Genomic DNA, 23,570 nt, shown 5'->3' with positions numbered 1-23,570 from the left:
GCTCCCACATAAGTGGGAGCGGGCTTGCCCCGCGATAAGGCCCTAGAGCACCTGACGCAAAAACGCCTGGGCGCGCAGGTCCTTGGGTGAAGTGAAGAACGCCTCCGGCGGTGAATCTTCCAGCAGCTTGCCGTGATCGAAGAACAGTACCCGATCCGCCACTTCCCGGGCGAAGCCCATTTCGTGGGTGACGCAGACCATGGTCATGCCTTCCAGGGCCAGGGTCTTCATCACATCGAGCACTTCGCCGACCATTTCCGGGTCGAGCGCCGAGGTCGGCTCATCGAACAGCATCACCTTGGGGTCCATGGCCAGGGCGCGGGCGATCGCCACCCGCTGTTGCTGGCCACCGGACAAGCGTGATGGGTACTCGTTGGCCTTCTGGGCGATACCAACCTTCTCCAGCAGCGCACGGGCCTTGGCTTCGCGCTCGGCCTTGCCGCGCTTGCGCACGACTTTTTGCGCCAGGCACAGGTTCTCCAGCACGGTCATGTGCGGGAACAGGTTGAAATGCTGGAACACCATGCCGACTTCGCGGCGGTAGGCGTTGACGTCGGTCTTCGGGTCGGCCAACTGCAGGCCGTCGATGGCCACGGTGCCTTCATCGAACGACTCCAGGCCGTTCAGGCAGCGCAGGAAGGTCGACTTGCCCGAACCCGAAGGGCCAAGCACTACCAGCACTTCGCCCTTGGCGACGTCGGTGCTGACGTGATCGACCGCGCGCACCACCTGCCCACGGGTATCGAAGACTTTTACCAGGTCACGGACTTCAATCACTTTGCGCAAGCCTCCGCTCAAGCCGGCTGGCCATGTGCGACAGCGGCAGGTTGATCAACAGGTACAGGCCGGCGACGCAGAACCAGATCTCGAAGGTCGAGAACGAAGTGGTGATCGCCTCGCGACCGCTTTTGGTCAGTTCGGTGATGGCGATCACCGAGACCAGCGAGGTGTCCTTGACCAGGCTGATGAACTGCCCGGCCAGCGGCGGCAGCACGCGCTTGAAGGCTTGCGGCAGCACCACATGACGCATCGACTGGCCAGCGCTCAAGCCCAGCGAACGGGCCGCTTCACCCTGGCCCCTGGCAATCGACTGCACCCCGGCACGGACGATCTCGGCGACGTAGGCGCCGGTAAACAGCGCCAGCGCCGCCACCCCGGCAAACTCCCGGGACAGGTTGAGCACGGTGCCGATGAAGAAGTAGAAGATAAAGATCTGCACCAGCAGCGGCGTGCCGCGCACCAGCTCGACATAGACCGTCGACAGGTCGCGCAATGTCGGGTTGTTCGACAGCCGGCAGAGCCCGGCAAACAGTCCGATCAACAGCCCCAGCACACCGGAGGCGACCGAGATCCATACCGTGGTCCACAGGCCCCAGGCCAGCGGGCCCGCGGCCCAGTGGTGGGTAACGCCGATCAGGTCGCCTTCGGCCACATCGTCGCCGCGCGACAGCTGTACGCTGGCCTGCTCGACCTCGAAGACCTGCTCGCCACCGCTCTCGTCACGTACGGTGACGCTGGCCATGTCGCCCTTGCTGACGATGGCTTCGATGGTGCCGTTTTCACTCACGCGCTGGGCGACTTCGGCCTGGTAGGCGAAATACTGCGGCACCCGGTTCCAGCGCCACTCGTAGGACATCAGCGAGGTCGCGTAATACAGGCTGATCGCCAGGCCGATCAGGACCAGCGCGGTCAGCCCGTGCCAGGGCCACTGGGCTTTGTTGTGTTTGATCACGAGGGTACTTCCGTAAAAGCGAACGCGCAGGACCAGCCTGCGCGTCGGGTTTCAAGCCAGGCGTGGGGCCTTGGCCTTATTCCATGTCCTTGAGCCAGGCGGTGTCCTTGAACCACTTGTCGTGGATTCGATCGTAGGTACCGTCGTGCTTGATCTGGTGCAGGAAGTTGTTGATGAAGTTGAGGCTGTCGTAGTCGCCCTTCTTCAGGCCGAAGGCCAGCGGTTCGAAGGTGAACGGCTTGTCGAGGAACAGCAGCTTGCCAGCGCCAGCCTTGTTCACCGCCACGACGTTGTACGGCGCGTCATAGACGAAGGCGTCGGCCTTGCCGTTGACCACGTCCATCACCGCTTCCTGCTCGTTGTCATAGCCGTGGTACTTGGCTTTGCCGATCAGCTTCTTGGCGACCATTTCGCCGGTGGTACCGAGCTTGGAGGTCAGGCGGTACTTGTCGTTGTTCAGGTCTTTGTAGGACTTGATCTCGTCTGCCAGTTCCTTGCGGATCAGCAGGGTCTGGCCAACCACGATGAAGGGTTCGCTGAAGTTCAGCTTGAGGTTGCGTTCCTGGGTCAGGGTCATGCCGCTGCCGATCATGTCGAACTTGTCGGTCATCAGCGCCGGGATGATGCCGTCATAGGCGGTGGAAACCATCTCCAGCTTGACGCCCATGGACTTGGCCATGGCCTTGAGGATATCGACCTCGAAGCCGATGATCTCGCCGCGCTTGTTGGTCATCTGGAACGGCATGTAGGTAGGGTCCATGCCGACACGCAGGGTGCCGCGCTTGACCGCGTCATCGATGGCACCAGCCGCCTGCGCGGCACTTACCGCAACCAGCGCCGTGACGCCGACCAGCAGCATCGACAGATACTTCTTAATCATCACCAGATCCCCTAGCAGGAAAGCTCGAATTTTATTTTTGGCGCGAACCGTCCTACAGCGACGGGTGCGAGATATTCGGGGTGGGATGCTAACGCATGAACGGCACGGTACATATAGCCGAAGATGACTTTGTTACTCATTGATACCAGAAAAAGCATCGCCGGCAATACCGGCTCCCCCAAGGTCAGTGGTGCATACAACCCTGTGAGAGCCGGCGTTGCCGGCGATTGCTTGAGCCTGTCAGACGATCAGGCGCTGGCCATCGAAGGCTGCGCCGCAGGCTCTGGATGCAGCGGCAGCAGCGGCGAGTGCGGATCGTTGGCGATCGACTGGCGCCAGACGCCCAGCCAGGCCTCGTTCTGCCCATCCCAGACTGCTGTGTGCAGGCGCGCCAGGGCGACCGGGTCGCTGAGCAGGGCCAGGCGGGTGTTGCCGTCCAGGCCGTTCGGGCCGACCTCCAGGGCTTTGGCGATACGCTCGGCACGCAGTGCCTCGATCGGCGCCGCGACACCGTGGCGAGCAGTGGCCAGGGCACAAGCCAGGGCGTTCTGCTGCGGATCGACCACGGCACGTACGAAACCGTCGTGCATGGCATGCCAGCGGTTCTCGTGGGTGTACTGGTCGGTGGCCAGCAGCTCCTGCGGCGTGGCGTATTCCTCAGGGATCAGGAACAGGCTTTCGTCCTTGGCACGCAGGCCCAGGTGCACGCGGCTGGAGATCACCGAGACCGGGATCGACAGCATCAGCGAACCGACGATCGGCACCAGCCACCACAAAAAGCTCGGGTTGAGCCAGGCCACCAGCAGTGCCCAGGCCACGCCCAGCAGGGTTTGCGGACCATGACGACGTACCGCTTCGCTCCAAGGAGTGGAGTCGTCGTCACGCTGCGGCGAGTTCCAGGTCGCGGCCCAGCCGAGGAACGCGGCGAGCACGAAGCGGGTGTGGAAAATCATCCGCACCGGCGCCAGGAGCATGGAGAAGAGCATCTCCAGCAGCATCGACACGGTGACCTTGAAGCGCCCGCCGAACTCTTTCGCGCCCTTGGCCCAGATCAGGATGACGCTGAGCAGCTTGGGCAGGAACAACAGCACGATGGTGGTGGAGAACAGCGCGATGGCTTTCTCCGGGTGCCACTGCGGCCACAACGGGTAGAGCTGGCGCGGTTCGAGGAAGTACTGCGGCTCCATCAGGGTGTTGGTCGCCAGCAACGCGGTCGACAACACCAGGAAGAAGAACCACAACGGCGCCGACAGGTACGACATCACCCCGGTGAGGAACACCGCACGGTGTACAGGGTGCATGCCCTTGACCAGGAACAGACGGAAGTTCATCAGGTTACCGTGACACCAGCGCCGGTCGCGCTTGAGCTCATCGAGCAGGTTCGGCGGCAGTTCTTCATAGCTGCCCGGCAGGTCGTAAGCAATCCACACGCCCCAACCGGCACGACGCATCAGCGCCGCTTCAACGAAGTCGTGGGAGAGGATCGCACCGGCAAACGCGCCCTTGCCCGGCAATGGCGCCAGGGCGCAGTGCTCGATGAAGGGCTTCATGCGGATGATCGCGTTGTGGCCCCAATAGTGCGACTCGCCGAGCTGCCAGAAGTGCAGGCCGGCGGTGAACAGCGGGCCGTAGACGCGGGTGGCGAACTGCTGCATGCGCGCATACAGGGTGTCCATGCCCGAGGCTTTCGGCGCGGTCTGGATGATCCCGGCGTCCGGATTGGCCTCCATCAGGCGCACCAGGCTGGTCAGGCATTCGCCACTCATCACGCTGTCGGCATCGAGCACGACCATATAGCGGTAGTCGCCGCCCCAGCGCCGGCAGAAGTCGTCGAGGTTGCCGCTCTTGCGTTTGACCCGGCGACGCCGGCGACGGTAGAAGATCCGCCCGAAACCTTTGGACTCGCGGCAGACTTCCAGCCAGGCCTGTTGCTCGGCCACGGCGATGTCGGTGTCGTTGGTGTCGCTGAGCACGAAGAAGTCGAAACGGTCGAGGTCACCGGTGGCGGCCACCGACTCGAAGGTCGCCCGCAGGCCGGCGAACACCCGTGGCACGTCTTCGTTGCAGATCGGCATGACGATCGCGGTGCGGGCACCGGCCTCGATCGGCTCATTGCCGGCACTGCTGCCGGAGATGCGGTATTTGTCCCGCCCGGTGAGCAGCTCGAGGAAGCCCATCAGCGCGGTCCAGAAACCCGCCGAGACCCAGCAAAAGAGGATCCCGAAGAGGATCAGAATGCTGGTCTGCAGGGCATACGGCCAGACTTGCGTGGCGGTTTGCAGCAGCGGCTGGTGCATGACCTCGTCGAGGTCGACGAACGACCAGCCCTGGTACGGCAGGATGCCCTTCATGTACCAACCGGCGACGATGGTCTGGCCGAGCATCAGCGCCAGCAGGATGTAGCGGCGCATCGAACCGACCCAGCGCCAGCGTGCCTTGGGCAGCTCGCGTTTTTCCGGGGCCGGGGCGTTGGTGCGGCCGGTCAGGCGGCGCCAGGCGCGGATCAGGATGTTGGTCCGCCACGGCTCGGGGATTACCCGGGTGCGCCGGATCGGCGGCGTGGCCTTCAGGCACACCCGGCCGCTGCCGTCCACCGCGAGCATCTCGGCGTCTTGCAGCTCTTCGGCGCAGGTCACGTGCAGGCGCTCGCCCACCGAGGCCTGGACGGCCTCGGCAGCGTCGGCGCCCGGCTGGGCAGACAGGCGTTGATGCAGCTCGCTGAACGAGGAGCAGCGGGCGAGTTCCGCGCGCTGCTCGTCGCTCAGGGGCAGGTGGGCCAGGTATTCGCTGAGCGATTCTGGCCGGGTATGGGCATTACTCATCGGCAGGCAACTGATAGCTCCAGGTCTCGGTCAGCACCTGTTCGGTGGTGGCCGGTGCCCCGGTGGTGGACGCCGCGTCGGCGGCAGGTTGCTCGGCAGGCTTGTCGGCCTTGGCGTGTTTGGCCGCGGCTTTGTCCTGCTTGCTTGGTTTGGCAGGCTTGGCCGGCTCGACCGGAACGTCACGCAGCAGGGCGGCGCGCATTTCCACGGACTTGCCCGGATCCTTGATCTTCAACCGCAGGGTCAGGCGCCAGCCTTTGATTTCCGGGTTGTAGCGCAGGTTGTTCTCGACCACTTCGGCATTGTCGCCAACGCTGACCTGGCTGCGCACGGCGGTGTCTTCCGGCAGTTTAGCCAATACCGGACCTTCGAAGTCGACCAGGAAGGCCACGCTGCCATCGGGCTGGCGGATCAGGTTCGACTGCTTGACGTCACCGGTCGAGCGCAGGGTCTGCTTGACCCAGCCCAGGTTCGGCGAATGCAGGTTGGACTCGTCGATGGTCCAGTGCAGGCGGTAGGCGTATTCGAACGGGGTACCTGGCTCCGGCAGTTTCTCCGGGCTCCAGAAGGCCACGATGTTGTCGTTGGTTTCGTCGGCAGTCGGGATCTCGACCAGATCGACAGTACCCTTGCCCCAGTCACCGACCGGCTCGATCCAGGCGCTTGGACGCTTCTGGTAGTTGTCGTCGAGGTCTTCGAACTGGCTGAACTCACGCTGGCGTTGCAGCAGGCCGAAACCACGCGGGTTCTCGACGCTGAAGTTGCTCACGGCCAGGTGTTTCGGGTTGTTCAGCGGGCGCCACAGCCACTCGCCGTTGCCGGCATGGATCGACAGGCCTTCGGAGTCGTGCAGGGCCGGACGGTAGTTGAGTACCTTGGACGGCTGGTTGCCGCCGAACAGGAACATGCTGGTCAGCGGGGCGATGCCCAGGCGGCTGACGTGGTCACGCAGGAACACCTTGGACTGCACGTCGACAATGGTGTCGCTGCCCGGACGCAGGGTCAGGCGGTAGGCACCGGTGGAACGCGGCGAATCGAGCAGCGCGTAGATCACCAGTTGTTTGTCGGCAGGTTTCGGGCGCTCGACCCAGAACTCGGTGAAGCGCGGGAACTCTTCACCCGATGGCAGCGCGGTATCGATCGCCAGGCCACGGGCGGACAGGCCATACACATGGCCCTTGCCGACCACGCGGAAATAGCTGGCGCCCAGCAGGGTCATGATTTCATCCTGCTTGTCGGCCTTGTTGATCGGGTAAAGAACGCGGAAACCCGCGTACCCCAGCTTCTCGGTGGCCTTGGCGTCGAACTGCAGGTCGCCGAAATCGAAACGACTCGGGTCGTACTTGATCTCTTTCACCGCCTTGGTGGTGATTTCGTTGATCTTGACCGGCGTGTCGAAATGCATGCCCTGGTGGTAGAAGGACAGCTTGAACGGCGTCTTGTCCTTGGCCCACTCGGCTTTTTCGTTGAGGAAGCGGATTTTCTGGTAGTCCGCGTACTTCATGTCACGGAACACCGCCGGCAGATTGCTTTTCGGCGCTTCGTACTTTTGTCCGGCAAGATCCTTCGCCTTGGCCGCGACATCGTCAAGGTTGAACGCCCAGAGCTGGCCTGCGCCGAGCAGGCTTACCAGCGTTGCGCCTGCCAACAGCGCCGTGCGCAGCCGATTGCCAGGAGTTCTTGGTGCATTACAGGGACTTACAATCACGAGCAACCCTCGCCGAAAACAGATCATAAAACCAACGGCCAGCGACATATGCCAGGTTGGCGAGCACTGTTCGGACTCCGAAAGGGCGCAATGATTCCCCAAACGGTTCCGGACAGTCTCAAGTCAGAGTGAAACGAACCCACGAACGCAGGCCCACATGGCGCGCGATTATCCAGCAGGCTGCGTTACAACGCATCAGGCTGATCAAACTATTTATGCTACAAAACCCCTTGTTTTCCCGCAAACAGGGGTTTTTTGCCATCAGATTTGTAACATAAATGTTACGGGGCCATCATTGACCAGGTGCACTTGCATGTCAGCACCGAACTGACCACTGGCAACCGTTGCATGTTGCGCCTGCGCCTGGGCCAGCAAATAGTCGAAAAGCTCGGCCCCTAGCGCTGGCGGCGCAGCCGTCGAAAAGCTCGGGCGCAGGCCGCTCTGGGTATCGGCGGCCAGGGTGAACTGCGACACCAGCAGCAGGCCGCCGCCGATATCCTTGAGCGACAGGTTCATCTTGCCCTGTGGGTCGCTGAACACCCGGTAGTTGAGCAGCTTGTGCAGCAGCTTGTCGGCATGGCCGCGGGTATCGCCCGGCTCGACCGCGACCAGCACCAGCAGGCCCTGGTCGATCGCGCCAACGGTTTTGCCCTCGACATCCACCCGCGCGCCACGCACGCGTTGCAGCAAGCCCTTCATGCTTCTTCCAGGGGCAGGTCGAGCAGGCGCCGGGCCATCTGGTCGGCGGCGCGCACCAGGGCGTCGGTGATGCCGGGCTCCGAGGCCGCGTGGCCAGCGTCGCGAATCACCTTAAGCTCACTGTTCGGCCAGGCCTGGTGCAGCTCCCAAGCGTTGTCCAGCGGGCAGATCACGTCGTAGCGACCATGCACGATCACCGCCGGCAGGTGGGCGATCTTCGGCATGTCACGGATCAGCTGGTCCGGTTCAAGGAAGGCATTGTTGGTGAAGTAGTGGCATTCAATCCGGGCGATCGACAGCGCGCGCTGTGGCTCGGAGAAGCGATCGACCACCAGCGGGTTGGGCCGCAGGGTCGCGGTGCGCCCTTCCCAGGTCGACCAGGCCTTGGCTGCGTGCATCTGGGCGATCTGGTCGTTGCCGGTGAGGCGCTTGTGGAAAGCCTTGACCAGGTCGCCGCGCTCTTCGGCCGGGATCGGCGCGATGTAGTCCTGCCAGTAATCGGGAAACAGGCGGCTGGCGCCGGCCTGGTAGAACCACTCGATCTCTTGCGGGCGGCACAGAAAGATGCCGCGCAAAATCAGCCCATGCACGCGCTCGGGGTGGGTCTGGGCGTAGGCCAGGGCCAGGGTCGAGCCCCAGGAGCCGCCGAACAGTACCCACTTGTCGATACCCAGGTGCTTGCGAATGCGCTCCAGGTCTTCGACCAGGTGCCAGGTGGTGTTGTTTTCCAGGCTGGCATGCGGGGTCGAACGGCCGCAGCCGCGCTGGTCGAAGGTAATGATGCGGTACAGGTTGGGGTCGAAGTAGCAGCGGCTCTGGGCATCGCAGCCGGCACCCGGGCCACCATGGATGAACACCACCGGCAGACCTTCCGGCGAACCGCTTTCATCGACATACAGCACATGCGGTGCTTCCACGGCCAGATCGTGCCGGGCGTAGGGTTTGATCTGCGGGTACAAGGTCTGCATTACGCACTCCGTGTGGGAATTATTCTGCCGTTGGGCATCATAAACCTGAATTGCGCTTTGAGCATGTACCTGTGATGGCTTTGGGGCCTCATCGCGGGGCAAGCCCGCTCCAACGAGAACTGTGGGAGCAGGCTTGCCCCGCGATGCAGGCGCCGCGCAATCAGCGCGAATAGCGCTCCTTGCCCCACGCCAGCAAGGTCTGGAGCAACTGCTTCAACACCACCTGGGTCGGCGCCGCCAGGTCCTCGCGGTACTTGAACGGCTCGACCTCTTCCATGTAGGTGCTCTGCGCCAGCTCCAGCTGCACCGCATGAATGTTGTTGGCCGGGTCGCCATAGTGGCGGGTGATATGCCCACCCTTGAAGCGGCCATTGAGCACGTGACTGTACTGCTCAAATTTTGCACAAACACCTTGCAGCCGTTCGGCCAGTTGCGGATCACAACTGGCGCCATTGAAGGTGCCGAGGTTGAAGTCCGGCAGCTTGCCGTCGAACAGGTGCGGGATGTGTGAACGAATCGAGTGGGCATCCCACAGCAAGGCATAGCCGAACTGCTCGCGCAGGCGCGCCAGCTCGCTGCGAAGGGTGTCGTGGTAAGGCCGCCAGATGGCTTCCAGGTACCCCGCCCGCTCCTGTGCCGACGGCGCCTGGCCGTCCTTGAACAACGGCTCGCCCTCAAACAGCGTGGCCGGGTACAGGCCGGTGGTGGCGCCAACGTACAGCGGCTTGTCGTCGTCCGGGCGGTTCAGGTCGATGACGAAACGCGAGTACTCGGCGGCGACCACGCTCACGCCCAGGCCTTGGGCAAACTCATATAGCTGCGGAATGTGCCAGTCGGTGTCCGGCAAGCTTTGCGCCTGCCCGACCAGGCCGTCCTGCACCGCTGGGGTCAGCTTCAAACCGGCGTGGGGCATGCTGATCAGCAGCGGCAGCGCGCCCTGGTGAAATTTCAGTACCTTGTCCATACGCCCTCTCTCAATTGGAAATTTCATCGCCCAGGCGCACCACCCGCTTGGGCAGGTCGCCGCCGAGCCAGTAGGCCAGGTCGGCCGGTCGCTCGATTTGCCAGGCGACAAAGTCGGCAACCTTGCCCACTTCCAGCGAACCGTGGCTATCGCCCAGGCCCAAAGCGGTTGCCGCATGCAGGGTGACACCGGCCAGGGCTTCTTCCGGGGTCATGCGGAACAGGGTACAGGCCATGTTCAACATCAGCCGCAGCGACAGCGCCGGCGAAGTGCCGGGGTTGAGGTCGCTGGCAATGGCAATTTTCACCCCATGCTTGCGCAGGGCCTCCATCGGTGGCAACTGGGTTTCGCGCAGGAAGTAGAACGCACCGGGCAGCAACACCGCTACGGTCCCGGCCGCCGCCATGGCGATGGCGTCGTCTTCGGTCATGAATTCCAGGTGATCGGCCGACAGCGCCTGGTAGCTTGCCGCCAGGCTGGAGCCTGCCAGCGACGACAGTTGCTCGGCATGCAGCTTGACCGGCAGGCCCAGTTCGCGAGCCTTGATGAACACCCGCTCGACCTGGGCCGGCGAAAACGCCAGGTACTCGCAGAAGGCATCCACTGCATCCACCAAACCCTCGGCCGCCAGGGCCGGGAGCATTTCGTCACAGATATGGCTGATGTAGTCGTCAGCCCGATCCTTGTATTCCGGTGGCAAGGCGTGGGCTGCCAGGCAGGTGCTGCGCACGGTAAGCGGCAGCTCCTCGCCAAGGCGGCGGATAACCTTGAGCAGCTTGCGCTCGCTGGCCAGGTCAAGGCCGTAGCCGGACTTGATCTCCAGGGTGGTGACGCCATCATGCATCAGCGCCTGCACGCGCTGGCGGGCACTGGCGAACAGCTCGTCTTCGCTGGCCGCGCGGGTCGCCCGCACGGTACTGGCGATGCCGCCGCCCTGGGCGGCGATCTCGGCATAGCTGACGCCTTGCAGGCGTTGCTCGAACTCGCCGCTGCGGTTGCCGCCAAACACCGCGTGGGTGTGGCAGTCGATCAACCCCGGAGTGACCCAGGCGCCGCCCAGGTCCACGGTTCTGTCAGCGACCAGGGCCGGCAGCTGCTGGCGCGGCCCGATCCATTCGATATGGCCGGCGCTGGTGACAATCGCCGCATCCTCGATGATCGAGTAAGTACCTTGCGCCATGCTTGCCACATGGCAATGCTGCCAGAGGGTTTTCATCCAGAGTCTCCTTGATCAGAGTTGAGAAGGTTCCTGCACCAGCGGCTGCTCGGCGGCAACCACCTGCGGCTTGCACCAGAGCTTGTAGGCCACCACCAGGAACAATACCCAGACCACGCCGACCAGCAGCGCGGCTTGAGTATCAGGGAAGTACCCGAGTACGCCAAAGACGAACAGCATGAAGGCAATCGCTGCCGCCGGGCCATAAGGCCAGAACGGTACCGGGAATTTCAGCTGGGCAACTTCTTCACGGCTCATGCTGCGGCGCATGGCAACCTGGGTTACCAGGATCATCAGCCACACCCAGACGGTCGCGAAGGTGGCGATCGAGGCAATCAGCAGGAACACGTTTTCCGGGATCAGGTAGTTGAGCACCACACCGCCGAGCAACGCTGCGCCCATGACCAGCACGGTCATCCATGGCACGCCATGCCGGGAGATCTTGGCAAAGCCTTTGGGCGCCTGACCTTGCTGGGCCAGGCCGTACATCATGCGCCCGGCGCCGAAGATGTCGCTGTTGATCGCCGAGACCGCGGCGGAAATCACCACGATGTTCAGCACGGTCGCCGCCGAGCCAATCCCCAGGTTACTGAAGATCTGCACGAACGGGCTGCCCTGGCTGCCGATCTGCGGCCATGGGTACAGGCACATCAACACGAACAACGTCAGCACATAGAACAGCAGGATGCGCATCGGCACGGCGTTGATTGCCTTGGGGATGACGCGCTGCGGGTCCTTGGCTTCACCGGCGGTGATACCGATGATTTCGATACCGCCAAAGGCAAACATCACCACGGCAAACGAGGCGATCAGGCCACCAATGCCGTTGGGCATGAAGCCGCCATGCTCGAACAGGTTGCTGATGCCCACGGCGTTATCGGCAGCGGCATTGCTCAGGCCGAAGGCCATGATGCCGAAACCGGCGAGGATCATCGCGACGATGGCGCCGACCTTGAGCAGCGACAGCCAGAATTCCATCTCGCCGAACACCTTGACGTTGCACAAGTTCAGGCCGCCGATCAGGAAGACGATGCCCAGCACCCAGATCCAGCGCGCCACTTCCGGAAACCAGAAGCCCATATAGATGCCGAAGGCGGTGACGTCGGCGAGGCAGACGATGATCATTTCAAAGGCATAGGTCCAGCCGAGGATAAACCCCGACATCGGCCCCAGGTAGGTACTGGCGTAGTGGCCGAAGGAACCGGACACCGGGTTGTGCACAGCCATTTCGCCCAGCGCGCGCATGACCATGAAGACCGCTGCACCACCGATCAGGTAGGCCAGCAGTACTGCAGGGCCGGCCATCTGGATGGCCGAGGCGGAACCGTAGAACAGCCCGGTACCGATCGCCGAGCCCAGCGCCATGAAACGAATGTGTCGCGCGGTCAGCCCGCGCTTGAGTCCTTGAGCTTCTTGCATGTCACGTCCTTATTCTTGTTCTGGTCGTGAGAATGAACGGGCGCGCCAATCCCGGCGCAAGCCCGCCCCCGAAGTGGGAGCGGGCTTGCCCCGCGAAGGGCCCCGGGAGCAATTACAGGCTAGGCAGGACCTTGGCCGGCAGCAGGCCGGTCAGGCGCCCTTCGGCCAGCAGGGCGATGGCCGCCTCGATGTCCGGGGCGAAGAAGCGGTCTTTGTCGTAGTAGGCAACCTTGCTGCGCAGGGTTTGACGCGCCTGTTCCAGCTTCGGCGAGGTCTTCAGGCCTTCGCGCAGGTCCAGGCCCTGGCAGGCAGCCAGCCATTCGATGGCAAGGATACCGCGCACGTTGTCGCTCATTTCCCACAGGCGCTTGCCGGCAGCCGGGGCCATCGACACGTGGTCTTCCTGGTTGGCAGACGTTGGCAGGCTGTCGACACTGTGCGGGTGCGCCAGGGCCTTGTTCTCGCTGGCCAGGGCCGCGGCGGTAACCTGGGCGATCATGAAGCCGGAGTTGACCCCGCCATTGGCAACCAGGAACGGCGGCAGCTGGGACATGTGCTTGTCCATCATCAGCGAGATGCGGCGCTCGCTCAGCGAACCGATTTCGGCGATGGCCAGGGCCATGTTGTCGGCGGCCATGGCCACCGGCTCCGCGTGGAAGTTACCACCGGAGATCACGTCGCCTTCGACGGCAAATACCAGCGGGTTGTCGGACACGGCGTTGGCTTCGATCACCAGCACTTCGGCGGCCTGGCGGAACTGGGTCAGGCAGGCGCCCATGACCTGTGGCTGGCAACGCAGCGAGTACGGGTCTTGGACTTTGCCGCAGTTCTCGTGGGAGGCGGAAACTTCGCTGCCATCACCTAGCAGGTCGCGGTAGCACGCGGCTGCATCGATCTGGCCGCGCTGGCCACGGGCTTCGTGGATGCGCGCATCGAACGGCGAACGCGAACCGAGCACGGCTTCGACGGTCAGGCCACCGACCGACATGGCCGCGGCGAACAGGTCTTCACCTTCGAACAGGCCGCGCAGGGCAAAGGCGGTGGATGCCTGAGTGCCATTGAGCAGTGCCAGGCCTTCTTTGGCCGCCAGGGTCAGCGGCTCAAGGCCAGCAACCGCCAGGGCTTCGGTGGCCGACAGCCATTGGCCGTTGTGACGCGCCTTGCCTTCACCCAACAGTACCAGCGACATGTGCGCCAGCGGGGCGAGGTCGCCGGACGCGCCGACCGAACCCTTGAGCGGGATGTGTGGATAGACTTCGGCGTTGATCAGCGCGATCAGGGCGTTGATCACCTTGCGGCGGATGCCGGAGAAACCACGGCTCAGGCTGTTGACCTTGAGCACCATGATCAGGCGCACCAGGGCGTCGTCGATCGGTTGGCCGACGCCAGCGGCGTGGGACAGCACCAGCGAACGCTGGAGGTTTTCCAGGTCGTGGCTGGCGATACGGGTCGAGGCCAGCAGGCCGAAACCGGTGTTGATGCCGTAGGCGGTGCGGTTTTCCGCGAGAATCTGCTCGACGCAGGCGACGCTGGCGTCGATCTGCTGGTCAGCGCTGGAATCCAGCTTGAGTTTTACCGGCTGCTGGTAGATCGCACGCAGCTGAGCCAGGGTCAGGGTGCCAGGCTTCAGGGTCAATTCAGTCACGTTAATGCTCCGTACTCGTGAGGCGTAGGCGCCTGCATAGATATCAGTATCAACCATTTAGCGCAGATCAGCGCGTGATCATCGGCAGGTTCAAGCCTTGTTCCTTGGCGCAGTCGATGGCGATCTGATAACCGGCATCGGCGTGACGCATGACACCGGTAGCCGGGTCGTTGGTCAGTACCCGGGCGATCCGCTCGGCAGCTTCGTCGGTACCGTCGCAGACGATGACCATGCCCGAGTGCTGGGAGAAGCCCATGCCTACGCCACCACCGTGGTGCAGGGACACCCAGGTCGCACCGCTGGCGGTGTTGAGCAGGGCGTTGAGCAGCGGCCAGTCGGAGACGGCGTCGGAGCCATCCTGCATCGATTCGGTTTCACGGTTGGGGCTGGATACCGAGCCGGAGTCCAGGTGGTCGCGGCCGATTACGATCGGCGCCGACAACTCGCCGCGGCGGACCATTTCGTTGAACGCCAGGCCCAGCTTGGCGCGCTGGCCCAGACCAACCCAGCAGATACGCGCCGGCAGGCCCTGGAAGCTGATGCGCTCGCGGGCCATGTCCAGCCAGTTGTGCAGGTGGTCGTCGTCCGGGATCAGTTCCTTGACCTTGGCGTCGGTCTTGTAGATGTCTTCGGCATTACCCGACAGCGCCGCCCAGCGGAACGGACCGATACCACGGCAGAACAGCGGACGAATGTAGGCCGGTACGAAGCCCGGGAAGTCGAAGGCATTGGCAACGCCCTCTTCCTTGGCCATTTGACGGATGTTGTTACCGTAGTCGAAAGTCGGCACGCCCTGCTTCTGGAACTCGAGCATGGCTTGAACGTGGACAGCCATCGATTGCTTGGCGGCCTTGACCACCGCAGCCGGTTCGGTCTGCGCACGGTCGCGGTATTGCTCCCAGGTCCAGCCGGCTGGCAGGTAGCCGTTGAGCGGGTCGTGGGCGCTGGTCTGGTCGGTAACCATGTCCGGGCGCACGCCACGCTTGATCAGTTCAGGCAGGATTTCGGCGGCGTTGCCCAGCAGGGCAATGGAGATGGCCTTGCCTTCGGCGGTGTATTTGGCGATACGCGCCAGGGCGTCGTCCAGGTCCTTGGCTTGCTCGTCGACATAACGGCTGCTCAGGCGGAAGTCGATGCGGCTCTGCTGGCATTCGATGTTCAGCGAGCAGGCGCCGGCCAGGGTCGCCGCCAGTGGCTGGGCGCCGCCCATGCCGCCCAGGCCCGCGGTCAGTACCCACTTGCCCTTGAGGCTGCCGTTGTAGTGCTGGCGGCCGGCTTCGACGAAGGTTTCGTAGGTGCCCTGGACGATGCCCTGGCTGCCGATGTAGATCCAGCTGCCGGCGGTCATCTGGCCGTACATGGCCAGGCCCTTGGCATCCAGTTCGTTAAAGTGTTCCCAGTTGGCCCAGTGCGGTACCAGGTTGGAGTTGGCGATCAGTACGCGTGGGGCGTTGCTGTGGGTCTTGAACACGCCGACCGGCTTGCCCGACTGCACCAGCAGGGTTTCGTCGTCGTTCAGGTTGGTCAGGCTCTCGACGATCTTGTCGTAGCACTCCCAGTTACGCGCGGCACGGCCAATACCGCCATACACCACCAGCTCTTTCGGGTTCTCGGCGACTTCCGGGTCGAGGTTGTTCATCAGCATGCGCAACGGTGCTTCAGTCAGCCAGCTTTTGGCGGTCAGCTTGTTGCCGCGCGCTGCGCGGATTTCGACGTCACGGAATTTCTTGAAGTTGTTGTCAGTCACGGAAATGGCTCCTAAGCGATCGGTCCAGAGCAACCCAGGCATTGGGTGGGTCATGGCACTTATACAAACACATCTTTACTTGTATGTACAAGCATAGGCAATTGAAGTGCCAACTTCTGATCAGTGCGCTTTTCCCGGCGCCAACGCAGGTGCTAGAGCCCCGCGATGCGCGGGCTGTGGCGAATTAAAATTTTTTCCAGGAGATGAGCGGTCGAACCAAGGGGATCAGTGGCGTTGCACCACTTTGGGTCAATCGGTAACAGCCTCGGCCGCGCTGAACGGCCGAGGCGTAACACACTCAGCGCGGGCTGAGCTCGATCAGGCAGCAACGCCCCTGAATGTTCAAGGTCTGCAGGCCCTGACTCGCCTCCAGGTGCAAGCAGTCATAGCGCCCAAGCAGCTGCACACCGCTGTCCAGCGTCACCTCGACCTGGCAAGCCACGGCAAACAGCAGCACGGTCGTGGCCGAACTGAACAGCCGCTGGCTGCCATCGAGCCACTGCAGGCGCGCGTTGTAGCGCTCGGGAGAATAGATCAGGTTGAAATCGCGAATTGCACCACCGAGCAGCGTGCAACTGACCTGGCTCTGGCCGCTGAAGGCAAAGGCGTCGAACGGCAGCAACGGCCGCGTCGGCTGGCCATCGACCTGCAGGCGCATGCCCTCGCCCTCGAGCACGGTGATGATCCGCTGATACCCGGCAAAGCTGGAAAAGCCACCGGACTCGCTGATATCGGCAATCGACAGGCGCCAGCCGAAGCCGTCCAGGCCGACGCCGGCATCGCGGGCAATCTCTTCGGTGCTGCCGCCGCCGTTCTTCCATGGCATGCGGGGGTAGTCTTTGGCGCGTAATACCTGCAACTGGCTCATTTGCTGAAGCGTCCTTCCAAGCGATGACGGGATCCGGGATGAATCAGACGAGCGGCAGTCACTGGCTGGCGCCCAGACCAGGTGCGGCGGCGGATCAGCAGGCACGGCTCGCCCGGTTCGATTTGCAGCAGGCGGCATTCATCCGGGTCGGCAAGAATCGCCTCGACCACGTGTTCGCCCTCGGTCAAGGGTGCGACTTGGGACAGGTAGGCGTAGGGCGTTTTCCGGGTGAAGTCCTGCTGGAGGTATTCGGGCGCTACCGCAGCATTAACGAAGCGGTCTTCGATCTGCACGGCGACGCCGTTCTCGTAATGCACGATCAGCGAGTGGAACACCCGCTGGCCTTCACGCATGTCCAGGGCCAGGGCGCGCTCGGAACCGGCGGCCTCTTCGGCGAGGATGATCACCTTGCAGCTGTGCTCGTGGCCACGGGCGGCGATCTCGTCGGCAATGTTGTTGACCTCGAACAGCGCCGAACGGCTCTTGGGCTCGGCCACAAAGGTGCCGACGCCCTGCATGCGCACCAGCAAGCCTTCGGCAGTGAGCTCGCGCAAGGCGCGGTTGATGGTCATGCGGCTGAAGCCCAACTGGTTGACCAGTTCGCTCTCGGACGGCACCCGGTGATGCGGCGGCCAGCTGCCATTCTGGATCTGCTGGGCGATCATCTGTTTGACCCGGGCGTACAGCGGCGCCGGACCCTCGCCCATCTGGGCAACCAGCGCGGAGACAGGAGGTGTCGGCACGGAAGATATCCTTGTTCGGTTGAATGAACGGTAGCTTGCCGGAGTTTACCCAGCAGGCAAACGTCTGTATATGTATATACAAATAATCACAATGAGGTGCCGTGCCGATGTCCGTCTTCTTTGCCGAACGTGCTTTGCTGCCTACAGGCTGGGCCGAAAACGTCCGAATCGAGGTCGGCGCCGACGGCCTGCTGACCCGCATCGAGGCCAACGCCTCGGCCGAAGGCGCCGAGCACCTGGCCGGCCCGCTGCTGCCGGGCATGCCCAACCTGCACTCGCACGCCTTCCAGCGCGCCATGGCCGGGCTTGCGGAAGTGGCCGGCAACCCCAATGACAGTTTCTGGACCTGGCGCGAGCTGATGTATCGCCTGGTCGGCAAGATCAGCCCTGAGCAGCTGCAGGTCATTGCCCGCCAGCTGTACATCGAGATGCTCAAGGCCGGCTATACCTCGGTCGCCGAATTCCACTACGTTCACCACGACACCCAGGGCCAGGCCTACGCCGACCCGGCGGAGCTGTCGCTGCGCATCAGCGCTGCGGCGCGCGCCAGCGGCATCGGCCTGACCCTGTTGCCGGTGCTGTACAGCCACTCCGGCTTTGGCGGGCAAGCACCGAACGAAGGCCAGCGGCGCTTTATCAACAGCACCGAACAGTACCTGAACCTGCAAGCACGCCTGGCGCCGCTGCTCGCCGAGCAGCCGGCGCAGGCCCTGGGCCTGTGTTTCCATTCGTTGCGCGCGGTGACTCCGGAGCAGATCGCCGAGGTCATGGCTGCCAGCGACAAGGCCTGTCCGGTGCACATCCATATCGCCGAGCAACAGAAAGAAGTCGACGACTGCCTGGCCTGGAGCGGGCGCCGGCCGTTGCAGTGGCTCTACGAGAACACCGAGGTGGATCAGCGCTGGTGCCTGGTGCATGCCACCCATGCCGAGCCCGACGAAGTCGAGTTGATGGCCCGCAGCGGCGCGATCGCCGGCTTGTGCCTGACCACCGAGGCGAACCTGGGCGACGGCATCTTCCCGGCCGTGGATTACCTGGCCCGCGGCGGGCGCCTGGGGATTGGTTCGGACAGCCATGTGTCATTGAGCGTGGTAGAGGAATTGCGCTGGCTGGAATATGGCCAGCGTTTGCGTGACCAGCGCCGTAACCGCCTGTACCGCGGCGATCAGCCGATGGTCGGGCGCACCCTGTACGACGCCGCCCTGAGTGGCGGCGCCCAGGCCATGGGCCAGCCGATTGGCGAACTGGCGGTGGGCAAGCGCGCGGACTGGCTGGTGCTCGATGGCAACGACCCGTACCTGGCGACAGCCAGTGAAGACGGCATTCTCAACCGCTGGCTGTTTGCCGGCGGTGACCGTCAGGTGCGCGATGTGATGGTCAACGGCCAGTGGGTCGTGCGCCAGGGTCGCCATGCCCAGGAAGAAGACAGCGCACGGGAATTTGCCGGGGTACTGCGCAGCCTGTTGGGCTGATTACGCCATCGCGGGGCAAGCCCGCTCCTACACTGTCGGAGTTGGCTTGCCAGCGATTTGGGTATCAAGGCTTGTGCGCCGCCATGTCCTTGTCCGTCACCCGCCAGATCAGCCGCTGGGTGTCGTAGCCCTGCTGGCGCGCCTTGGCCAGCAGGCTTTCGCGCTGCAACGCCGGAATGGTCGGGGTGCGCGAAAGTATCCACAGGTACTTGCGATCCGGATTGCCGACCAGCGCAGTCTGGTACTTGTCGTCGACGTAAAGGATCCAGTAGTTGCCCTTGGCGACCCCAGGCAGCAAGGTCGAGAACCAGTTGTCGAACTCCACCCAGAGCTTGTCGGTCTTGCCCGGCACCTGCGCAGTGGCCGTGCCGCTGGCCTCCTGCCATTCACCTTGCAGGGTCTGGCAGCGGTTGAGCACTCCGACATTACCGTCCGGCTTGAGGTTGTAATGAGCCTCGGACTGGGCGCAGTCGCGCTGGAAGAACATCGGCAGCCGCGCCAGTTCATACCACTTGCCCTGGTAGCGTTTGAGGTCGACGCTGCCGGCAGTCTTGGGCTCCAGCGAGCCTGCGCCGGTGCTGGCACAGCCGCCGAGGATCAACCCGGCGCACAGCGCCAGCAGCAGATGCAACCGCTTCATTTGAGGCCCTGCCCGGAATACATCAGCACTTTGTCACCGGCGTACTGGACACTGATAAAGGTCTTCTCGTCGCCCCAGGTGCAGCTGGACATGCCCAGGGCGCCCGAGCAATCGGTCGGCGCGCCGAGCAGTTTTTCGACCTCGGCCTTGGCCATCCCGGACTTGAGCTGTGAATAGTTTTCCTGGTTGATCTTGTTGCACGCAGTGAGGAACACGCACAAGGACAGCAGGGCGAGGGAACGCAACGACATGAAGGGTCACTCCTGGACATGAGGGTGCAGGCGCGGTGGCCTACCGACAGCTTAGAAGGGAAAAAGCTCATCCGGTTCCCGAGCGCCCTGGTTTTGTTGGCGTCAAAGCCCCGCCATTGGTCGACTGGTGAGTTCTGCGATTAATCTTTTGCCCATAACGGACGACACAGGAAGGCGCTGCGACCGATTGCCGCGCCCCACCCGTTGACCCGCCTTGTGCAGACAGACCTCGCAATGACAAAAAACCTGAAGTTCAGCCACAAGATTCTGCTCGCCGCCGCCCTGGTGGTCGCTGTCGCCTTCACCTGTTTCATCCTGTTCAACGATTACCGCCAGCGCCAGACCCTGCGCAGCAACACCGAAGCCTCGATGCAGGAGCTCGGCAGCCTGACCAGCAGCAATATCCAGACCTGGCTGCAAAGCCGCATGCAACTGCTGCAGTCGCTGTCCCAGCAAGTCGCCATCGATGGCGCCAGCAAGGACAGCCTGACCCGCAGCCTGAGCTTGCCGGTGTACGGCAGCAACTTTCTGCTGACCTACTTCGGTGGCCAGGACGGCTACATGCAGTCGGTGCCGCTGGGCAATCGCGCCGCCGACTACGACCCGCGGGTGCGCGGCTGGTACAAGGCCGCCACCAGCGCCGGCCAGACCATCATTACCGAGCCGTACATTTCCGCTTCGGCCAACAAGCTGGTGATCACCCTGGCCACCCCGGTGCAGCACCAGGGCCGGCTGATCGGCGTCAACGGCGTCGACACCGACCTGGACAGCATCAGCGCGATCATCAACGCGCTGAACTTCGACGGCCACGGCCAGGCCTTCATCGTCAACGGCGCGGGCAAGATCCTCGTCCACCCGAAAGCCGACCTGGTGCTGAAGGACCTCAGCGACGCCTACCCGCAAGACACCCCGCAGGTCGGCAGCGGCCTGAAAGAAGCCGAGCTCAACGGCCACAAGCAGTTCATCACCTTCACCAAGGTCAACGGCGTGGCGTCGGCGGACTGGTACGTGGCGCTGGAGCTCGACCAGGATTTCGCCTTCGCCATGCTCAGCGAACTGCGCACTTCTGCAGTGGTGGCCACGGTGATTGCCGTGCTGATCATCATCGCCCTGCTCGGCGTGCTGATTCGTGTGCTGATGGAGCCGCTGCACGTGATGGGCCGGGCCATGCACGACATCGCCGAAGGCGAAGGCGACCTGACCCGGCGCCTGCGCATTCATGGCCAGGACGAATTCGGTAGCCTCGGCCAATCGTTCAACCGCTTTGTCGAGCGTATTCACGAGTCGATCCGCGAAGTGGCCTCGGCCACCGGCCAGGTCAACGAAGTGGCGCTGCGCGTGGTCAGTGCCTCGAACGCCTCGATCCACAATGCCGACCAGCAGTCGAGCCGCACCAGCAGCGTCGCTGCGGCGATCAACCAGCTTGGCGCCGCCGCCCAGGAAATCGCCCAGAACGCCGCCCTCGCCTCGCAACACTCCAGCGACGCGCGCAACCTGGCGGCGCAGGGCCAGCAGGTGGTCGAGCAGACCATCGAAGTGATGAACCAACTGTCGGCGAAAATCAGCGACTCGTGCGGCAACATCGAGACGCTCAATGCCAACACGGTGAACATCGGCCAGATTCTCGAGGTGATCAGCGGCATTTCCCAGCAGACCAACCTGCTGGCGCTCAACGCCGCCATCGAAGCGGCCCGTGCCGGCGAGGCCGGACGCGGCTTTGCCGTGGTGGCCGACGAGGTCCGCAACCTCGCCCACCGCACCCAGGATTCGGCGCAGCAGGTTCAGCGCATCATCGAAGAGCTGCAGGCTGGTGCTCAGGTGGCGGTCAGCACCATGACCGAAAGCCAGAGCCACAGCCAGCACAGCGTCGGCATCGCCAACCAGGCCGGCGAGCGGCTGGGCAGCGTAACCCTGCGTATCGGCGAGATCGACGGCATGAACCAGTCGGTAGCCACCGCCACCGAAGAGCAGACGGCCGTGGTCGAGTCGATCAATGTCGATATCACCGAAATCAATACGCTGAATCAGGAAGGGGTAGAGAACCTGCAGGCAACCTTGCGCGCCTGCAATGACCTGGAGAATCAGGCCAATCGTTTGAAGCAATTGGTGGGGAGTTTCAGGATCTGATGTGAAGCTGATCGCGGGGCGACGACTCGACTTGCCCCGCGATTGAGCTCAACTCAAAACCTTGAGCCCGGCTCCAGCAGAAAATCCATCTCTTCATCGGTACTCGGCCGATTCAGCAACAGATTGCGATGCGGGAAGCGGCCAAAGCGGGCAATCACCCGCTGGTGCTGCTCGGCGTAGTCAAGGAACCCTTCGAACAAGCGCCGATCGGCATCCGGCTGGGCATCGAGCAGCAACTGGTAACGCTCGACGCTGATGTTCTGCCAGTCCAGTACCTCGGCATGCTCCAGCACCAACAGGATGAACACCCGCTGGATCGGCAGCAACTGGTAATCCCAGGCCTTGTCCAGCCCCTGCATCACCAGCACCTGGGCACGTCGGTCGCCATCGAAGGCGCGCGGCGTGTCGCGGTGGATCATGCGCGGCAACTGGTCGAGCAGCAACACCAGGCCAAGCCAGCCCTGCGGGCTTTGCAGCCACTCATCGAGGCCGCCGGCCAGCGCTTGCTCGACCAGCTCGCCGAAGCGCTCACGCGCTTCGTCGTCGTGGTGCTTGCCGAACCACAAGGTGCTCTTCTCGTCAGCCACATCCTGGGGGCTGGTGCCCCAGCCAAACCACCACTCCAGCAAAGGCTGCCAAGGTGCGAGCATGATTTACTCCTTGTGATAACCGGTAACGCGCTCGACTTCCTGCTTGGAGCCGAGGAACACTGCCACGCGCTGGTGCAGGCTCTCTGGCTGGATGTCGAGGATGCGCTGGCGACCGTCAGTGGAAGCACCGCCGGCCTGTTCGATGATGAAGGACATCGGGTTGGCTTCGTACATCAGACGCAGCTTGCCCGGCTTGGATGGCTCACGGGCGTCGCGCGGGTACATGAACAGGCCGCCACGGGTCAGGATGCGGTGCACATCGGCAACCATCGAGGCGATCCAGCGCATGTTGTAGTTCTTTTTCAGCGGACCGGTTTCACCGGCCAGCAGCTCGCCCACGTAGCGGGTCACCGGCTCTTCCCAGTGGCGCTGGTTGGACATGTTGATGGCGAATTCGGCGGTGGTTTCCGGCACCTGGATGTTCTCGTGGGTCAGTACGAAACTGCCCAGTTCGCGGTCCAGGGTGAAGCCCTTGACGCCGTTGCCCAGGGTCAGGATCAGCATGGTTTGCGGGCCGTAGATCGCGTAACCGGCGGCAACCTGCTTGGTGCCTGGCTGCAGGAAGGCCTGCTCGTTGAGGCTCTCGTTCTGGCTCAGGTATTCGTTCGGGCAGCGCAGTACCGAGAAGATGGTGCCGACCGAGACGTTGACGTCGATGTTCGACGAACCGTCCAGCGGGTCGAAGACCAGCAGGTAGGCGCCTTTCGGGTATTTGCCCGGGATCTGGTAGGCGTTGTCCATCTCTTCGGAAGCCATGCCGGCCAGGTGACCGCCCCACTCGTTGGCTTCGAGGAGGATGTCGTTGGAGATCACGTCGAGTTTCTTCTGGACTTCACCCTGCACGTTCTCGGTGCCCATGCTGCCCAGGACACCGCCCAGCGCGCCTTTGGAGACGTTGTGGCTGATTTCCTTGCACGCACGCGCCACCACTTCGATCAGGAAGCGCAGATCGGCAGGGGTACTGTTGCTGCGGGTCTGCTCAATCAAATAGCGACTCAGGGTAACGCGGGACATGTAAG

20 protein-coding genes and 1 pseudogene are annotated in these 23,570 nt (G+C 63.3%); 3 read left to right on the top strand and 18 right to left on the bottom strand.

Features of this window, described 5'->3' with window-relative positions:
• Positions 1-42: 42 nt before the first annotated feature.
• The 14 genes from LOY34_RS01810 to hutC form a co-directional block, all read right to left on the bottom strand.
• On the bottom strand, positions 43-777 hold the full coding sequence (locus tag LOY34_RS01810) for an amino acid ABC transporter ATP-binding protein (protein WP_038999651.1): 735 nt from the start codon (positions 775-777) through the stop codon (positions 43-45).
• Positions 770-1,732: an amino acid ABC transporter permease gene (locus LOY34_RS01805; protein ID WP_045193883.1), complete on the bottom strand. Its 963-nt coding sequence runs from the start codon at positions 1,730-1,732 to the stop codon at positions 770-772. Before LOY34_RS01805 ends, LOY34_RS01810 begins: the two co-directional genes overlap by 8 nt.
• A 76-nt stretch (positions 1,733-1,808) precedes the next feature.
• Positions 1,809-2,609 carry a transporter substrate-binding domain-containing protein gene (locus LOY34_RS01800; RefSeq protein ID WP_176794300.1) on the bottom strand — a complete coding sequence of 267 codons (801 nt, stop codon included), beginning with the start codon at positions 2,607-2,609 and terminating at the stop codon, positions 1,809-1,811.
• 251 nt (positions 2,610-2,860) lie between these two features.
• On the bottom strand, positions 2,861-5,434 hold the full coding sequence (gene mdoH, locus LOY34_RS01795; protein ID WP_045193885.1) for a glucans biosynthesis glucosyltransferase MdoH: 2,574 nt from the start codon (positions 5,432-5,434) through the stop codon (positions 2,861-2,863).
• On the bottom strand, positions 5,427-7,142 hold the full coding sequence (locus LOY34_RS01790; protein WP_045193985.1) for a glucan biosynthesis protein G: 1,716 nt from the start codon (positions 7,140-7,142) through the stop codon (positions 5,427-5,429). The genes mdoH and LOY34_RS01790 overlap by 8 nt, the downstream gene beginning before the upstream one ends.
• A gap of 261 nt (positions 7,143-7,403) precedes the next feature.
• A complete protein-coding gene (dtd, locus tag LOY34_RS01785) occupies positions 7,404-7,841 on the bottom strand; it encodes a D-aminoacyl-tRNA deacylase (RefSeq protein ID WP_045193886.1) in 438 nt (145 codons plus the stop codon).
• Positions 7,838-8,809 carry a prolyl aminopeptidase gene (pip, locus tag LOY34_RS01780; protein ID WP_045193887.1) on the bottom strand — a complete coding sequence of 324 codons (972 nt, stop codon included), beginning with the start codon at positions 8,807-8,809 and terminating at the stop codon, positions 7,838-7,840. The genes dtd and pip overlap by 4 nt, the downstream gene beginning before the upstream one ends.
• A gap of 160 nt (positions 8,810-8,969) precedes the next feature.
• Entirely contained in the window at positions 8,970-9,773 is an 804-nt protein-coding gene (gene hutG / locus LOY34_RS01775) for an N-formylglutamate deformylase (protein ID WP_195885501.1), read from the bottom strand.
• Between the two features lie 10 nt (positions 9,774-9,783).
• Positions 9,784-10,989, bottom strand: coding sequence for an imidazolonepropionase (gene hutI, locus LOY34_RS01770; RefSeq protein WP_258664217.1), 1,206 nt, complete (start codon positions 10,987-10,989; stop codon positions 9,784-9,786).
• A 15-nt stretch (positions 10,990-11,004) separates the two neighbouring features.
• Positions 11,005-12,408, bottom strand: coding sequence for an amino acid permease (locus LOY34_RS01765; protein WP_093377005.1), 1,404 nt, complete (start codon positions 12,406-12,408; stop codon positions 11,005-11,007).
• A 112-nt stretch (positions 12,409-12,520) separates the two neighbouring features.
• Complete coding sequence (gene hutH / locus LOY34_RS01760) at positions 12,521-14,053, bottom strand: histidine ammonia-lyase (protein WP_195885499.1); 1,533 nt, start codon at positions 14,051-14,053, stop codon at positions 12,521-12,523.
• 67 nt (positions 14,054-14,120) lie between these two features.
• Complete coding sequence (gene hutU, locus LOY34_RS01755) at positions 14,121-15,800, bottom strand: urocanate hydratase (protein ID WP_045193892.1); 1,680 nt, start codon at positions 15,798-15,800, stop codon at positions 14,121-14,123.
• A 298-nt stretch (positions 15,801-16,098) separates the two neighbouring features.
• On the bottom strand, positions 16,099-16,668 hold the full coding sequence (locus LOY34_RS01750) for a HutD family protein (protein ID WP_195885498.1): 570 nt from the start codon (positions 16,666-16,668) through the stop codon (positions 16,099-16,101).
• Entirely contained in the window at positions 16,665-17,375 is a 711-nt protein-coding gene (hutC, locus tag LOY34_RS01745) for a histidine utilization repressor (protein WP_195885943.1), read from the bottom strand. The genes LOY34_RS01750 and hutC overlap by 4 nt, the downstream gene beginning before the upstream one ends.
• Positions 17,376-17,518: 143 nt before the next feature.
• Here hutC and LOY34_RS01740 point away from each other — a divergent pair, with 143 nt between their 5' ends.
• Positions 17,519-18,883 carry a formimidoylglutamate deiminase gene (locus tag LOY34_RS01740; RefSeq protein WP_195885497.1) on the top strand — a complete coding sequence of 455 codons (1,365 nt, stop codon included), beginning with the start codon at positions 17,519-17,521 and terminating at the stop codon, positions 18,881-18,883.
• Between the two features lie 64 nt (positions 18,884-18,947).
• On the opposite strand, the gene LOY34_RS01735 is transcribed toward LOY34_RS01740, so the two are convergent.
• Both LOY34_RS01735 and LOY34_RS01730 read right to left on the bottom strand, forming a co-directional pair.
• A complete protein-coding gene (locus LOY34_RS01735) occupies positions 18,948-19,523 on the bottom strand; it encodes a lipocalin family protein (RefSeq protein WP_045193896.1) in 576 nt (191 codons plus the stop codon).
• A complete protein-coding gene (locus LOY34_RS01730) occupies positions 19,520-19,774 on the bottom strand; it encodes an outer membrane protein assembly factor BamE (RefSeq protein ID WP_010222308.1) in 255 nt (84 codons plus the stop codon). The genes LOY34_RS01735 and LOY34_RS01730 overlap by 4 nt, the downstream gene beginning before the upstream one ends.
• A 234-nt stretch (positions 19,775-20,008) precedes the next feature.
• Here LOY34_RS01730 and LOY34_RS27390 point away from each other — a divergent pair.
• Positions 20,009-21,046: pseudogene (locus LOY34_RS27390) on the top strand (cache domain-containing protein); the annotation flags it as partial.
• A gap of 24 nt (positions 21,047-21,070) precedes the next feature.
• Positions 21,071-21,901, top strand: coding sequence for a methyl-accepting chemotaxis protein (locus LOY34_RS27385; protein WP_404944412.1), 831 nt, complete (start codon positions 21,071-21,073; stop codon positions 21,899-21,901).
• A 53-nt stretch (positions 21,902-21,954) separates the two neighbouring features.
• Here LOY34_RS27385 and LOY34_RS01720 read toward each other — a convergent pair whose 3' ends face one another.
• Both LOY34_RS01720 and LOY34_RS01715 read right to left on the bottom strand, forming a co-directional pair.
• Entirely contained in the window at positions 21,955-22,551 is a 597-nt protein-coding gene (locus LOY34_RS01720; RefSeq protein WP_045193897.1) for a DUF924 family protein, read from the bottom strand.
• A 3-nt stretch (positions 22,552-22,554) separates the two neighbouring features.
• Positions 22,555-23,565, bottom strand: a complete 1,011-nt coding sequence (locus LOY34_RS01715) for a class 1 fructose-bisphosphatase (protein ID WP_045193898.1) — start codon at positions 23,563-23,565, stop codon at positions 22,555-22,557.
• Between the last annotated feature and the right edge of the window lie 5 nt (positions 23,566-23,570).

This window comes from Pseudomonas sp. B21-009, assembly GCF_024749345.1.
In the GTDB taxonomy this organism is placed as follows: domain Bacteria; phylum Pseudomonadota; class Gammaproteobacteria; order Pseudomonadales; family Pseudomonadaceae; genus Aquipseudomonas.
The sequence above is the reverse complement of the archived record's forward strand: the minus strand, read 5'-3'. Positions and strand labels throughout refer to the sequence as shown.